12 protein-coding genes are annotated in these 14,416 nt (G+C 48.9%); 8 read left to right on the forward strand and 4 right to left on the reverse strand.

The window, feature by feature from the left end:
* Window positions 1-58: 58 nt before the first annotated feature.
* From pheA to gyrA, 4 genes are read right to left on the reverse strand one after another with little or no spacing between them, the layout of a single operon-like run.
* On the reverse strand, window positions 59-1,129 hold the full coding sequence (gene pheA, locus BLU57_RS10180) for a prephenate dehydratase (protein WP_090320145.1): 1,071 nt from the start codon (window positions 1,127-1,129) through the stop codon (window positions 59-61).
* Window positions 1,130-1,175: 46 nt separating this feature from the next.
* A complete protein-coding gene (locus BLU57_RS10185; protein WP_090320149.1) occupies window positions 1,176-2,366 on the reverse strand; it encodes a 3-phosphoglycerate dehydrogenase family protein in 1,191 nt (396 codons plus the stop codon).
* Complete coding sequence (gene serC, locus BLU57_RS10190) at window positions 2,359-3,438, reverse strand: 3-phosphoserine/phosphohydroxythreonine transaminase (protein ID WP_090320153.1); 1,080 nt, start codon at window positions 3,436-3,438, stop codon at window positions 2,359-2,361. Before serC ends, BLU57_RS10185 begins: the two co-directional genes overlap by 8 nt.
* 29 nt (window positions 3,439-3,467) lie before the next feature.
* Window positions 3,468-6,029 carry a DNA gyrase subunit A gene (gyrA, locus tag BLU57_RS10195; RefSeq protein ID WP_090320156.1) on the reverse strand — a complete coding sequence of 854 codons (2,562 nt, stop codon included), beginning with the start codon at window positions 6,027-6,029 and terminating at the stop codon, window positions 3,468-3,470.
* Window positions 6,030-6,335: 306 nt separating this feature from the next.
* Here gyrA and BLU57_RS10200 point away from each other — a divergent pair, with 306 nt between their 5' ends.
* The 8 genes from BLU57_RS10200 to BLU57_RS10235 all read left to right on the forward strand — a co-directional run.
* Entirely contained in the window at window positions 6,336-7,496 is a 1,161-nt protein-coding gene (locus tag BLU57_RS10200; RefSeq protein ID WP_090320159.1) for an aspartate aminotransferase family protein, read from the forward strand.
* Between the two features lie 45 nt (window positions 7,497-7,541).
* Complete coding sequence (argF, locus tag BLU57_RS10205; protein WP_090320162.1) at window positions 7,542-8,468, forward strand: ornithine carbamoyltransferase; 927 nt, start codon at window positions 7,542-7,544, stop codon at window positions 8,466-8,468.
* A 71-nt stretch (window positions 8,469-8,539) separates the two neighbouring features.
* The gene (locus BLU57_RS10210; RefSeq protein ID WP_090320165.1) at window positions 8,540-9,763 is read left to right on the forward strand and encodes an argininosuccinate synthase; all 1,224 of its coding nucleotides are present in this window, start codon (window positions 8,540-8,542) and stop codon (window positions 9,761-9,763) included.
* A 100-nt stretch (window positions 9,764-9,863) separates the two neighbouring features.
* Window positions 9,864-10,349, forward strand: a complete 486-nt coding sequence (locus BLU57_RS10215) for a YajQ family cyclic di-GMP-binding protein (RefSeq protein WP_090320168.1) — start codon at window positions 9,864-9,866, stop codon at window positions 10,347-10,349.
* 286 nt (window positions 10,350-10,635) lie between these two features.
* The gene (gene rpsL / locus BLU57_RS10220) at window positions 10,636-11,013 is read left to right on the forward strand and encodes a 30S ribosomal protein S12 (RefSeq protein WP_090320171.1); all 378 of its coding nucleotides are present in this window, start codon (window positions 10,636-10,638) and stop codon (window positions 11,011-11,013) included.
* Between the two features lie 65 nt (window positions 11,014-11,078).
* Window positions 11,079-11,549, forward strand: a complete 471-nt coding sequence (gene rpsG / locus BLU57_RS10225) for a 30S ribosomal protein S7 (RefSeq protein ID WP_090320199.1) — start codon at window positions 11,079-11,081, stop codon at window positions 11,547-11,549.
* Between the two features lie 62 nt (window positions 11,550-11,611).
* Complete coding sequence (gene fusA / locus BLU57_RS10230) at window positions 11,612-13,702, forward strand: elongation factor G (RefSeq protein ID WP_090320201.1); 2,091 nt, start codon at window positions 11,612-11,614, stop codon at window positions 13,700-13,702.
* A 31-nt stretch (window positions 13,703-13,733) separates the two neighbouring features.
* Window positions 13,734-14,416, forward strand: a 683-nt coding sequence (locus tag BLU57_RS10235; RefSeq protein ID WP_143026929.1) for a GTP-binding protein, incomplete at its 3' end; no start/stop codon positions are given.

Consider the following 14,416-nt stretch of genomic DNA (forward strand, 5'->3'; position numbering starts at 1 on the left):
AAAGAATAGAGAAAATGGTGTGAATTGAATAATGCGGCTATTTAGCAGTGGTGAGCCGTCAGGCGGCCGGATATGATCCCAGGATTTTCAAGAAAGCGGCTTTGTCACGCAACTCTGTCATTGCCGCGGCGACGTTATCGTTTTGCTGGTGTCCTTCAAGATCAACAAAGAAAACATACTGCCACAGACCGGTACGCGATGGGCGCGATTCCAGGCGGCTCATGCTGACGCCATGCTGCGCCAGCGGTTCGAGCAAGGTATAGATCGCGCCGGAACGATTATTGGTCGTCATGACCAGTGAGGTCTTGTCTTTTCCAGAAGGCGCTACGGTTTGTTTGCCGATCACCAGAAAACGCGTGGTATTTCTCGGATCGTCCTCGATGTTTTCCGCGCAGATGGAGAGCCCGAACAATTCGGCGGCTCTATGGCTGGCGATCGCCGCGGCCTGTTTGTCAGCGGCGGCTTGCCGGGCTGCATCGGCATTGCTGGCGGCGTTGATCAGCGCGGAATCGGGCAGATGCGGCAAATTGGTTTTCAACCAATGGTGGCACTGTGCCAGCGATTGCGGGTGCGAGTAAATTTTGCTGATGTGCGCCAGATCGGTTTGCTGCGCCATCAGAAACTGATGCACCGGTAACTGAATTTCACCGCAGATGGTGAGCGGCGTTTGCAGCAGTAAATCCATCGTTCTGCCGATCGCGCCTTCGGAAGAGTTTTCCACCGGCACCACGCCATAATTCGCTGCATCCGATTCCACCATGCGGAACACGTCGTCGATCGAATCACATGCCATTCCGGTGATGGCGCTGCCGAAACGTTTCAGCGCCGCTTCTTCGGAGAAGGTGCCGTTAGGACCGAGATACGCCACATTCATGGGTTTTTCCAGTGCGCGGCATAGCGACATGATCTCGGTGAATAATTGTTTAATGTGCTCGTTGCTGACCGGCCCGGGATTCTGTTCCTGCATGCGCGCTAATATTTGCGCTTCGCGTTCGGGGCGATAGACAATGCCACTTTTCTTGATTTTGCCGACTTGCTGCGCCAATCCGGCGCGCTTGCTGACCAATTGCAGCAATTCGTTGTCGATGGCGTCGATTTGATCGCGGAGTTGTTTGAGTTCTTCGGACATGGTTAGTTAATCATTGAACATTGGGCGATTCGGTAGTGCTTGGTGTTTATCCGGGAAGATGCAGATAACGCGCCATTAGCACGCCGCTGATCGATGCAATCTCATGCAAAACATGCGGCGGGACCGGACTGTCGGTGTCGACCAGCGTATAAGCCATGCCACCGCGCGATTTATTGATCATGGTATGAATATTCAGTCCGGCCTGCGCCATGCTGGTCGAAATCTGTCCCAGAATATTCGGCACGTTGGCGTTGGCGACCGCGACGCGGTAAGGCACTTCGCGTTCCATCTGCGTATCCGGAAAGTTGACGGTGTTGGTGATATTGCCGTTTTCCAGGTAATCGATCAATTGATCCACCACCATCACGGCGCAATTGTCTTCTGCCTCGGTAGTCGATGCGCCGAGGTGCGGCAAGGTAATCACATTTTTTTGGTGTTGCAGTTTCTCGCTGGGGAAATCACTAACGTAAGTTTTGATTTTGTTGGCGGCGATGGCTTGCAGGATCGCATCTTCATCGACGATCGCGCCACGCGAGAAATTCAGCACAATTGCATGATGCTTCATCAATTGTATGCTAGCGTTATTGATCAAATGCCGCGTCGAATCGAGCAGCGGCACATGCACGCTGATGAATTCGCTGTGGCGCAGTAAATCTTCCAGGCTGTTGGCTTTCTTGACTTCCGCCGACAAGCTCCAGGCCGATTCGACGGTGATTTTCGGGTCGAAACCGATGACTTTCATACCCAGCCTGATAGCCGAATTGGCAACCAGGCGGCCGATTTCGCCCAAGCCGATCACGCCCAGCGTGCGTCCCGGCAATTCGATACCGGAGAAACGTTTTTTGCCGTCTTCGGCTTGCTTGTTGAGCGCGGCATCGTCACCCTGCAGGCTGCCGGCGAATTGCAATGCCGGTACCAGATTACGCGCCGCTAGGAACAAGCTGGCCAGCACCAATTCCTTGACGGCATTGGCGTTAGCGCCGGGTGTATTGAAAACTGGCACACCGCGCGCATTCATCGCGTCGACCGGGATATTGTTGGTACCCGCTCCGGCGCGTCCGATCGCTTTCACGCTTTCCGGGATGACGCTATTCAGCATGTTATGCGAGCGTACCAAGATGGCATCCGGTTGCTCGATATCATGACCGGTCTGATAACGCTCCGCGGGAAAACGGTTGAGTCCGTGCGAAGAAATCGAATTGAGTGTCAGAATTTTAAAGAGTTGTTGTTCAGGCATGGCGGCTGGCAAACTCCTTCATGAAAGCGGCAAGCGTCGCGACACCTTCGACCGGCATGGCATTGTAAATCGATGCCCGCATGCCGCCGACCGAGCGATGCCCCTTCAGCTGCAATAGACCGTTGTGTTGCGCTTGTTTGAGAAATTCACCGTCCAGCGCGGAATCTTTCAACGTGAACGGCACATTCATAAGCGACCGGTCAGCTATCGCCACCGGGCAGTGATAAAAATCAGTGCTGTTGAGCAAGTCATACAGCAATTTGGCTTTGGCGATGTTGATTTTTTCCATCGCCGCCAGCCCGCCCTGTTTTTTTAACCAGGCGAATACCAGACCGGTAATGTACATGGCGTAAGTGGGCGGGGTGTTGTACATCGAGTCATTCTTGGCGTGAATCTGATAATCGTACAGCGTCGGTGTGCCGGGCAGCGGCTGGCCCAATAAATCTTCGCGCACGATGACCAATGTCAGTCCGGCGGGGCCGAGGTTTTTTTGCGCACCGGCATAAATCAAGCCGTAGCGCGTTACGTCCAGCGGACGTGACAAGATATCGGATGACATATCGACGACCAATGGGACATCCGTTTCCGGTACCCAGTGAAACTCGACGCCGCCGATGGTTTCGTTGCTGGTGTAATGCACATACGCTGCATCGGGATTTAGACGCCATTGTTCCAGTGGCGGGATGTACGTGAAATGGGCATTTTCCGATGAAGCAGCGACGTTGACCGTGCAATAGCGGTTGGCTTCTTCGATGGCTTTCGCCGACCACTGGCCGGTATTGATATAGTCCGCGGTTGTTTTGCCGCGCAAAAGGTTCATCGGTACCATGGAAAATTGGCTGGAGGCGCCGCCTTGCAGAAACAGCACTTTATAGTTGCGTGGAATGTTCGCCAGTTCACGCAGATCATTCTCGGTTTTTTCCGCAATCGACATGAACTCCTTGCCACGATGACTCATTTCCATCACTGACATGCCGCTGCCGTGCCAATCGAGCATTTCATCGCGCGCCTGTTGCAATACTTCCTTGGGGAGGACTGCGGGTCCTGCGCTGAAATTGTAGATCTGATCCATGGCGTTTTTTCCGGTAAGTGGGTTATTGGCTATTCACCATCTCCATCGCTGTCCTCGCTTTCGACCACCCGTTCCAGACCGGCCAGTTTTTCGCCCGGATCCAGATTGATCAAGGTAACGCCTTGCGTGGCGCGGCTCATTTCGCGCACTTCGTTGACGCGCGTACGGATCATGACGCCGCCGGAAGTGATCAGCATGATTTCATCGTCCGGTTTTACCAGTTTTGCGGTGACCACCTTACCGTTGCGCGCGCTGGTGATGATTGCGATCATGCCTTGCGTGCCGCGGTTGTGGCGGGTGTATTCGCTGATTGGCGTGCGTTTGCCGAAACCGTTTTCCGTTGCTGTTAACACCGCAAGTTCTTCATTTTCGGCCACCAGCATCGAGATGACTTTGTGTCCGGAACCCAGTTTCATGCCGCGCACACCGCGCGCGGTGCGGCCCATCGGACGCACGTCGTTTTCGCTGAAGCGCATGGCTTTGCCATTATCCGAGAACAACATGACATCATGTTTACCTTCGGTCAGTTCAACACCGATCAGAAAGTCACCTTCGTCCAGTCCGATGGCGATGATTCCATTGTTGCGCGGACGGGAAAATTCCGATAACGGCGTTTTCTTGACGGTGCCAAACGATGTTGCCATAAAAACAAAGCGGTTTTCATCAAAGGTTTTAACCGGCAGAATGGCGTTGATTTTTTCACCTTCTTCCAGCTGCAACCAGTTGATGATCGGCTTACCGCGCGATTGACGTCCGCCTTGCGGCACTTCGTAGACCTTGATCCAATACACGCGTCCAAGGCTTGAGAAGCATAAAATATAGTCATGCGTATTGGCGATGAACAGTTTGTCGATGAAATCATCTTCCTTGGTGCTCGTCGCCAGTTTGCCTCGTCCGCCGCGTTTTTGCGCGCGATAGTCGTCGAGTAGCTGGGATTTGATATAACCGCTGTGCGATAGGGTAACTACCATGTCGGCCGGTGTGATCAAATCTTCGACGCTGAGGTCCTGTGTATTGATGACGATTTCACTGCGGCGTTTGTCGCCGAATTGCTGTTTGATCGCATCCAGTTCTTCGGTGATGATGCTGGTGATGCGCTCCGGATTGGCCAGAATATCCAGAAAATCAATGATTTTATCGATGACTTCCTTGTACTCATCGACGATCTTTTCCTGTTCCAGACCGGTTAAGCGCTGCAAACGCAGTTCCAGAATAGCTTGCGCTTGCGCATCGGAAAGCCGGTAACCCTGCGCTTGCAAACCGAACATATTGTCCAATCCTTCCGGACGCAGCGCATTGGCGTCAGCCATGGCGCGCGTCAGCATTTCTTCGACCAATTTGGAATGCCAGGTTCTCGCCATCAAGCCTTCCTTGGCGTCAGCGGGCGTTGGTGCTGCTTTAATCAACGCGGTGATTTCATCGACATTGGATAACGCCACTGCCAAGCCTTCCAGTAAGTGACCGCGTTCGCGCGCTTTTTTCAGTTCAAATACCGTGCGGCGCGTGACGACTTCGCGGCGATGGCGCAGGAATGCATCGAGGATCTGCTTCAAATTCAGCAAGCGTGGTTGGCCATCCAGCAAGGCCACCATGTTCATGCCGAACGTATCCTGCATTTGTGTTTCTTTGTACAGATTGTTCAGAATAACTTCGGGCACTTCACCGCGCTTCAGTTCGATGACGACACGCATGCCGGATTTGTCGGATTCGTCGCGCAAGTCGGAAATGCCTTCGATTTTCTTGTCGCGTACCAGTTCGCCGATACGTATCAGTAAATTGGCTTTGTTAACCTGGTAAGGCAATTCATCGATAATGATGCATTGGCGGCTGCCTTTTTCCAGATCTTCAAAATGCGTGCGTGCACGCATCACCACGCGACCACGGCCGGTGCGATAGCCATCCCGTACCCCGGTGACACCATAAATGATGCCGGCGGTAGGAAAATCCGGTGCCGGAATAATATCGATCAGCTCATCGATGGTGATATCCTGGTTTTTGAGCAAGGCAAGGCAAGCTTCCACAACTTCATTCAGATTATGCGGCGGGATGTTGGTCGCCATGCCGACGGCGATACCCGAGGAGCCGTTGATCAGCAAATTAGGTATCTTGGCGGGCAGAATCAGCGGTTCTTTTTCGGAATCGTCGTAGTTGGGACCGAAATCCACCGTTTCCTTGTCGAGATCGACCAATAATTCATGCGCAATGCGTGACATGCGGATTTCGGTGTAACGCATCGCCGCGGCATTGTCGCCATCGACCGAGCCGAAGTTGCCTTGTCCGTCGACCAGCATATAACGCAAGGAGAAGTCCTGCGCCATGCGGACGATGGTGTCATAGACGGCGGTGTCGCCATGCGGATGGTATTTACCGATAACGTCACCGACGATACGTGCGGACTTTTTGTAAGGCCTGTTCCAGTCGTTGGACAGCTCATGCATGGCGAATAATACGCGCCGGTGCACCGGTTTCAAGCCATCACGAACATCTGGCAGCGCGCGCCCCACGATGACGCTCATCGCGTAATCAAGATAGGAACGCCGCATTTCTTCTTCAAGACTGATGGGCAGAGTTTCCTTGGCAAACTGATTCATATCTTATGATTTTGTGAGAAACAACGGGTTATGATGCAGAAATGTATCTTAGTTGAAACTGGCTATAAGAAATTTGTTAATCGAGCCATTCTAACATGCTGCTATCGTTTCTCGACTAACTTTGCTATGCCCCCGACATAAAAATTGCCATAAATGAGCAGATCTGCAAAGAAAAAAGCTTGAAAAAGCAGACTAAATAGGTAACCATAACAACTTTTTCAAATTTTCCTTACCGTACCGGGTGGAGCGCTGAATTGAATTTTTCGTTTAAAATACAAATGCGAGTGTGATGCAGTGTCTAATTTGATGAATACATACTCACGGTTGCCTGTTACCTTTGTTAAAGGCGAAGGGGTCTGGTTATGGGACGATCGTGGTGAGCGGTATCTGGATGCATTGGCCGGTGTGGCGGTGTGCGGGCTGGGTCATTGCCATCCGAGGTTAACCCGGGCGATCTGTGAACAAGCCGGGACGCTGATCCATACCTCTAATCTTTTTCACATTGAAAAGCAAGAACGCCTGGCTGAACGTCTAACGGAATTATCTGGAATGGATAATGCGTTTTTCTGCAATTCCGGTGCGGAAGCGAACGAAGCCGCCATTAAACTGGCCCGGCTGTATGGACATAACAAAGGGATATCGCTGCCCACGATCGTAGTCATGGAACGGTCATTTCATGGCCGTACCATGGCAACGCTGACAGCCAGTGGAAACCGCAAGGTGCAAGCCGGTTTTGAACCGCTGTTATCCGGTTTTGTGCGCGCTCCTTATAATAATTTGGAAGCGATAGCGCAAGTGGCCGCCAATAATAAAGATGTTGTGGCGGTACTGGTGGAGCCGTTTCAGGGTGAGGGCGGGGTAAATATTCCCGAGGCGCATTATTTGCAAGGATTACGCAATCTGTGCACCCAGAATGGCTGGCTGCTGATGCTCGATGAGGTGCAATCGGGAATCGGGCGCAGCGGTAAATGGTTTGCGTTTCAGCACAGCGATATCATGCCGGATGTTGTTACGCTGGCGAAAGGATTGGGCGGGGGCGTGGCGATTGGCGCTTGTCTAGCCAAAGGCACTGCTGCCGAAGTGTTCAAACCGGGTAATCATGCCTCTACCTTTGGTGGTAATCCGTTGGCCTGCGCGGCGGCGATTGAAACGCTCAAAGTAATTGACGATGAAGGTCTGCTGGAGCATGCGACAAAATTAGGTGATTTCATGCGCAACCGGTTTCGGAATCAACTGGCCGATGTTCCGGGTGTTGTGCAGGTCAGAGGTCAGGGTTTAATCGTCGGTGTCGAACTTTCCGTGCCTTGCGTTGAATTAGTGAGGAAAGCGCTGGAGAAGAGATTATTAATCAATGTAACATCGGATAAAGTGATTCGCTTGCTGCCAGCATTTGTGATGCAGCAACATGAAGCTGAGCAAGTGATTGATATTACTTGTCTGTTGATAAAGGAGTTTTTGAATAACTAAGCAGATTGCAGAGCAATGCATTACTGATTGGTTGTTTATCGCGTTATGCAATTAAAGCATTTTTTGCAATTCAAAGATTTTAGCCGCGATGAATATGAGTATTTATTTGCGCGCGCGCGCTGGATAAAGCAGGAATTCAAACAATACCGGCAATACTGGCCGTTGGCCGATCGCACATTGGCGATGATCTTTGACAAGAATTCAACCCGTACACGCTTGTCATTTGAAGCCGGTATGCATCAATTGGGCGGTGCGGCCATTTATCTGTCAACGCGGGATACGCAATTGGGGCGGGGGGAGCCGGTGGAAGACGCGGCGCGGGTGATTTCCCGCATGGTCGATCTGATTATGATCCGAACCTATCAGCATGACCTTGTCAGGCGCTTTGCAGAGTATTCCAGAGTACCGGTAATCAATGGTTTAACCGATGAATATCATCCGTGCCAGATCATGAGCGATATTTTCACGTACACGGAATACAGAGGCAGTATAGAAGGTAAAACGGTGGCATGGATCGGTGACTCCAATAATATGTGCAGTACCTGGCTGCAGGCGGCCGAGATTTTTAACTTTAAAGTGCATGTTTCCACGCCACCCGGTTACGATGTTGATCCTGAGCGGATAGGGCTCAATGGTACTGCGCATTTTGAGAAATTTGTCAGTCCCCATAAGGCGGTGCAGGGAGTGGATCTGGTCACGACGGATGTGTGGACCAGTATGGGGTTTGAATCGGAAACGGAGCAAAGAAAGAATGATTTTGCCGAGTTTTGCGTGGACGAGGAGATGATGGCATTGGCAAAACCGGATGCATTATTTATGCATTGTCTGCCAGCTCACCGGGGTGAGGAAGTTAGCGCGGGAGTGCTGGATGGACCGCAATCCGTGGTATGGGACGAAGCGGAAAACCGGCTGCATACCCAAAAGGCACTGATGGAGTATTTGCTGCTGGGTAAAATAGATACTGCAAAATAAATTTGCAATTGGGATTCATGGGTTGCGCATTAACGGATCACAGCGCTAGATAAACGAACGTACTGAGAATAATGAAAAAGATTAATAAAGTGGTTTTGGCATTTTCCGGGGGACTGGATACATCCGTCATTTTGAAATGGTTGCAAGATACCTATCAGTGTGAAGTCGTAACTTTTACAGCGGACATCGGTCAGGGAGAGGAAGTAGAGCCGGCGCGTGCAAAGGCAAAGCAGCTGGGTGTTAAGGAAATTTATATCGATGACTTGCGTGAAGAATTTGTCCGCGATTTTGTATTTCCCATGTTCCGTGCCAATACAATTTACGAAGGGGAGTATTTGCTGGGTACCAGCATTGCGCGTCCGTTGATTGCCAAAAGACAGATTGAGATCGCGAGAGAAACCGGCGCCGATGCCGTGTCGCATGGTGCCACCGGCAAAGGTAACGATCAAGTGCGTTTTGAGCTGGGTTATTATGCATTACAACCGGATATTCATGTGATCGCACCGTGGCGCGAATGGGATTTAACCTCGCGGGAGACGCTATTGCAGTATGCCGAGCAGCATGGCATACCAGTCGAAATGAAGAAAAAGGTGGGATCGCCTTACAGTATGGATGCCAATCTGTTGCATATCTCTTACGAAGGCAGAATTCTGGAAGATCCTGCCGCGGAACCGGAAGAGTCTATGTGGCGCTGGAGCGTTTCGCCGGAAAAAGCACCGGATGAGCCAGAATATCTAGATATCGAGTTTAAATGGGGTGATGTGGTGGCACTTAACGGTGCTGCATTATCGCCAGCGAGCGTATTGGAAAAGCTTAATCAGTTAGGCGGGAAACATGGCATAGGCCGGTTGGATTTGGTGGAGAATCGCTATGTGGGCATGAAGTCACGTGGCTGTTATGAAACCCCAGGCGGGACCATTTTGTTGCGAGCGCATCGAGCTATAGAGTCGATTACACTCGACCGGGAAGTGGCGCATCTGAAAGATGATTTAATGCCACGTTATGCGGCTCTGATATACAACGGTTACTGGTGGAGCCCTGAGCGCCAAATGTTGCAAACCATGATCGATGCGAGCCAGGAAAAAGTAAATGGCTGGGTGAGGCTGAAGTTGTATAAAGGAAATGTTATTGTGGCCGGTAGAGACTCGCAAACCGACTCCTTGTTTGATCCCACTATCGCAACGTTTGAAGAAGATGCGGGTGCTTATAATCAAGGGGATGCGGCAGGGTTTATCAAACTGAATGCCTTAAGAATGCGCATTGCGGCTAACGCAGGAAAGAATCATCAAAAATAATTTCTTCAAACCCTAATGTCAGGAATATTACTGGTTTACTTGGAATAATGAATTCATAGAAAGCGAGTAGAGCGTAATTGTTTCTGCGCAGAGAGAGATAATGCCATCATTTGATATCGTTTCGGAAGTTGATAAGCAGGAAGTCAGGAATGCTGTTGATCAGGTGAACAAGGAAGTCACTACCCGGTTTGATTTTAAAGGTTCGGATGCCAGAGTGGAGCAGACAGATTATCAGCTGACGGTATTCGCAGACGACGAATTTAAACTGGAACAAATATTGGATATTCTCAGAACCCGGCTAACCAAGCGGAACGTGGATGTGCGATGTTTAGAGAAAGATCAGGTTGAAAAAATTAGCGGGAATAAAGTTAAGCAGGTAGTAACGGTTAAAACAGGACTTGAAACTGAGCTGGCAAAGAAAATTATTAAGCACATTAAGGATGGCAAGCTCAAAGTGCAAGCTAGCATTCAAGGCGATGTCGTTCGTGTAACCGGCGCTAAAAAAGATATGCTGCAAGAAGCAATTCAGATGGTAAAAAAAACGATTGATAATTTTCCATTGCAATTTCAAAATTTCAGGGATTAATTGATACTGGAAAATTTAATTTCCCAGTTTGGGAAACAAGGTTAGGATTCTAAGCTGAAAGAAAGTAGCAGGGATATGTTACAAAGGCAGGAAGCGTATTACTTGGATGATCTATCTTCGTCTTGACATATATGAATAAACCCAATAGAATCCGCTCTCTTTTTTGCCGTATCTTTGGATTAGTTGGAGATCGTCAATAATAATTACCAATATATTCGTTATTGGGAAATTAAAGCAAACAGATGAAGGATGGCTTAAAGCCATTCCAGTTTTTTAGGACACAGAAATGCCGACAATCAGTCAGTTAGTTAGAAAGCCACGTGCTGCCAAGCAAGTTAAAAGTACTGTTCCTGCGCTCGAAAACAGCCCGCAGAAAAGGGGTGTATGTACAAGGGTGTATACCACAACGCCCAAAAAGCCAAATTCAGCTTTACGGAAAGTAGCTAGGGTAAGGCTAACTAATGGATTTGAGGTTACAAGTTATATTGGCGGTGAAGGGCATAATCTCCAAGAGCACTCGGTAGTGTTAATCCGTGGTGGTCGTGTTAAAGATTTGCCGGGTGTTCGTTATCACACGGTCAGGGGTAGTCTGGATACAGCAGGTGTTAAAGATCGCAAGCAGAGTCGTTCAAAATATGGTTCTAAAAAGCCAAAGACTGCTTAAAATTAATTTAGACATCCATCCAAATTGCTAGAGAAAATAAAATTACGTAATGTAGAGGTTGCATAATGCCAAGACGTAGAGAAGTTCCAAAGCGTGAAATATTGCCTGATCCAAAATACCACAATGTCGAATTGGCGAAATTTGTCAATGTTCTCATGACGCGTGGTAAAAAGTCTGTTGCTGAAAGAATTATCTATGGGGCGCTAGAACATATAGGCAAAAAAACCGGGAATGATCCTTTGGAAGTTTTTACCCAGGCGTTGACTAATGTTCGTCCAGTAGTGGAGGTTAAAAGCCGTCGAGTGGGTGGCGCAAATTACCAAGTGCCAGTTGAGGTGCGTTCGGTTCGGCGGAATGCGTTGGCGATGCGTTGGCTCCGCGATGCGGCTAGAAAGAGAAGTGAAAAGTCAATGGATGCTAGGCTGGCGGGTGAATTGACCGAAGCAGCGGAGGGGCGTGGCGGTGCAGTAAAAAAACGAGAAGAAGTGCACAGAATGGCGGAATCAAATAAAGCATTCTCACATTTTAGATTTTGATAAATTGACTCTCTATAGCATCAAACATAACCGTAAGTTGAATTAATCGTAAGGCAATAACCGTGGCAAGAAAAACTCCAATAGAGCGTTATAGAAACATAGGCATTATGGCTCATATCGACGCTGGTAAGACAACGACGACCGAGCGTGTCCTTTTTTACACTGGTGTATCGCATAAGCTGGGTGAGGTACATGATGGCGCAGCTACGATGGACTGGATGGAGCAAGAACAGGAAAGAGGTATTACTATTACATCAGCAGCTACAACCTGTTTCTGGAAAGGAATGGCAGGTAACTATCCTGAGCATCGAGTTAATATAATCGATACACCTGGTCACGTGGATTTTACGATTGAAGTAGAACGGTCATTGCGTGTGCTGGATGGTGCGTGTACTGTTTTTTGTGCGGTGGGTGGAGTGCAGCCGCAAACAGAAACAGTTTGGAGACAGGCGAATAAATACAAAGTGCCACGTCTTGCCTTTGTAAACAAAATGGATCGGTCTGGTGCGAATTTCATGCGTGTGTATGAACAGATTAAGGCGCGATTAAAAGCCGTGCCGGTGCCCATACAATTGCCCATCGGAGCTGAAGATAAATTTGAGGGTATTGTCGACTTGGTAAAGATGAAAGCTATTTACTGGGACGATGACAGTCGCGGAATGAAATTTGAAGAGCGTGATATACCGGAAAATTTAAAGGCTGATGCTCAGGTTTGGCGTGAAAAAATGCTGGAATCGGCAGCCGAAGCAAATGAAGACTTAATGAATAAGTATCTTGAGAATGGTGACTTGGAGATCTCGGATATAAAAATTGGGTTACGTGCACGGACTATCAATAATGAAATAGTTCCGATGATGTGTGGGACCGCCTTTAAAAATAAAGGTGTGCAAGCTATGCTGGATGCGGTCATAGATTATATGCCGTCACCTACCGATGTCTTGGCGATACAGGGCGAAAACGAAAGTGGTGAAGCTGATAAACGTAAGGCTGATGATGATGAGCCATTCTCGGCGCTTGCTTTCAAAATTGCCACCGATCCGTACGTTGGGCAGTTAATTTTCTTTAGAGTTTATTCCGGTGTTGTTGTGTCTGGTGATACTGTCTATAACCCGGTTAAGGGTAAAAAAGAAAGAATAGGTAGGATATTGCAGATGCACGCAAATCAGCGTGAAGAGATAAAAGAAGTAAGGGCGGGCGATATAGCTGCTGCTGTGGGTTTGAAAGATGTGGTAACTGGAGATACCCTTTGTGATCCACAAAAGGTAATCACATTGGAAAGAATGGATTTTCCTGAGCCTGTAATTCATGTCGCTGTTGAGCCAAAAACAAAAATGGACCAGGAAAAAATGGGCATTGCGCTCAATCGATTGGCACAAGAAGATCCCTCCTTCAGGGTGCGTACCGATGAAGAATCCGGTCAAACCATCATTTCAGGAATGGGTGAGTTGCATCTAGAAATTATTGTTGATCGAATGAAACGGGAATTTGGAGTGGAAGCTAATGTTGGTGCTCCTCAAGTTGCGTATCGTGAGGCGATAAAAAAATCTGTTGAGATTGAAGGGAAATTTGTTAAGCAATCAGGCGGGCGTGGTCAGTATGGTCACGTATGGCTAAGAATGGAACCGAATGAGGCGGGTAAAGGTTTCGAATTTGTTGATGAGATCAAAGGCGGTTCCGTGCCACGCGAATATATACCAGCGGTCGAAAAAGGTTTGCTGGAAACGTTACCAAGTGGAGTATTGGCAGGATATCCCGTAGTGGATGTTAAGGTTACTCTTTTTGATGGTTCGTATCACGATGTAGATTCAAATGAAAATGCATTCAAGATGGCTGCATCGATAGCATTTAAAGATGGAATGCGCAAAGCCAATCCAGCGTTGTTGGAGCCAATGATGGCAGTTGAAGTTGAATCACCAGAAGATTTTATGGGGAATGTGGTTGGAGATTTGTCGTCTAGGCGCGGTATGATACAAGGAATGGAAGACGTGCCTGGGTTTAAGGTGATTCGGGCCGAGGTGCCATTAGCGGAAATGTTTGGTTATTCAACAGCCTTAAGATCGGCCACACAAGGTAGGGCAACTTACTCAATGGAATTTAAACATTATTCAGAAGCTCCGAAGAATGTAGCTGATGCGATAATCAATAAAAAGTAATCGAATTGTATAGAGTGTAAAGGAATAAAACATGGCAAAGAGTAAATTTGAGCGGTCGAAGCCACACGTAAATGTTGGTACGATAGGACACGTGGATCATGGTAAGACGACGCTAACAGCGGCAATTACGACGATATTGACGAAGAAATTTGGCGGGGAAGCGAAGAGCTACGATCAGATTGACTCAGCGCCGGAAGAGCGTGCGCGTGGAATTACCATTAATACGGCTCACGTGGAATACGAAACAGAGAATCGTCATTACGCACATGTGGACTGTCCTGGGCACGCGGATTATGTGAAGAACATGATCACGGGCGCGGCACAAATGGATGGAGCCATATTGGTAGTGTCGGCTGCTGATGGCCCAATGCCGCAAACGCGTGAACATATACTGCTGGCGCGCCAAGTGGGCGTTCCTTACATCATAGTCTATATGAATAAAGCGGATATGGTGGATGACGCTGAGCTGATAGAGCTGGTGGAAATGGAAATACGTGAACTATTGTCCAAATATGACTTCCCAGGTGACGACACCCCGATCATTGTTGGCTCGGCACTGAAAGCACTGGAAGGTGATCAAAGCGATATCGGCGAACCTTCCATATTGAAATTGGCGGCGGCGTTGGATAGTTACATACCACAACCGGAACGTGCAATCGACGGTGCATTTATTATGCCAGTGGAAGACGTTTTCTCGATTTCTGGCCGTGGAAC

The organism is Nitrosomonas oligotropha (assembly GCF_900106555.1).
Lineage (GTDB): Bacteria > Pseudomonadota > Gammaproteobacteria > Burkholderiales > Nitrosomonadaceae > Nitrosomonas > Nitrosomonas oligotropha_A.

Bases quoted from the DNA above. Each gene is read 5' to 3' on its own strand.
- pheA (WP_090320145.1), bottom strand. From the start codon at position 1,129: ATGTCCGAAGAACTCAAACAACTCCGCGATCAAATCGACGCCATCGAC.
- BLU57_RS10185 (WP_090320149.1), bottom strand. From the start codon at position 2,366: ATGCCTGAACAACAACTCTTTAAAATTCTGACACTCAATTCGATTTCT.
- serC (WP_090320153.1), bottom strand. From the start codon at position 3,438: ATGGATCAGATCTACAATTTCAGCGCAGGACCCGCAGTCCTCCCCAAG.
- gyrA (WP_090320156.1), bottom strand. From the start codon at position 6,029: ATGAATCAGTTTGCCAAGGAAACTCTGCCCATCAGTCTTGAAGAAGAA.
- BLU57_RS10200 (WP_090320159.1), top strand. From the start codon at position 6,336: ATGAATACATACTCACGGTTGCCTGTTACCTTTGTTAAAGGCGAAGGG.
- argF (WP_090320162.1), top strand. From the start codon at position 7,542: ATGCAATTAAAGCATTTTTTGCAATTCAAAGATTTTAGCCGCGATGAA.
- BLU57_RS10210 (WP_090320165.1), top strand. From the start codon at position 8,540: ATGAAAAAGATTAATAAAGTGGTTTTGGCATTTTCCGGGGGACTGGAT.
- BLU57_RS10215 (WP_090320168.1), top strand. From the start codon at position 9,864: ATGCCATCATTTGATATCGTTTCGGAAGTTGATAAGCAGGAAGTCAGG.
- rpsL (WP_090320171.1), top strand. From the start codon at position 10,636: ATGCCGACAATCAGTCAGTTAGTTAGAAAGCCACGTGCTGCCAAGCAA.
- rpsG (WP_090320199.1), top strand. From the start codon at position 11,079: ATGCCAAGACGTAGAGAAGTTCCAAAGCGTGAAATATTGCCTGATCCA.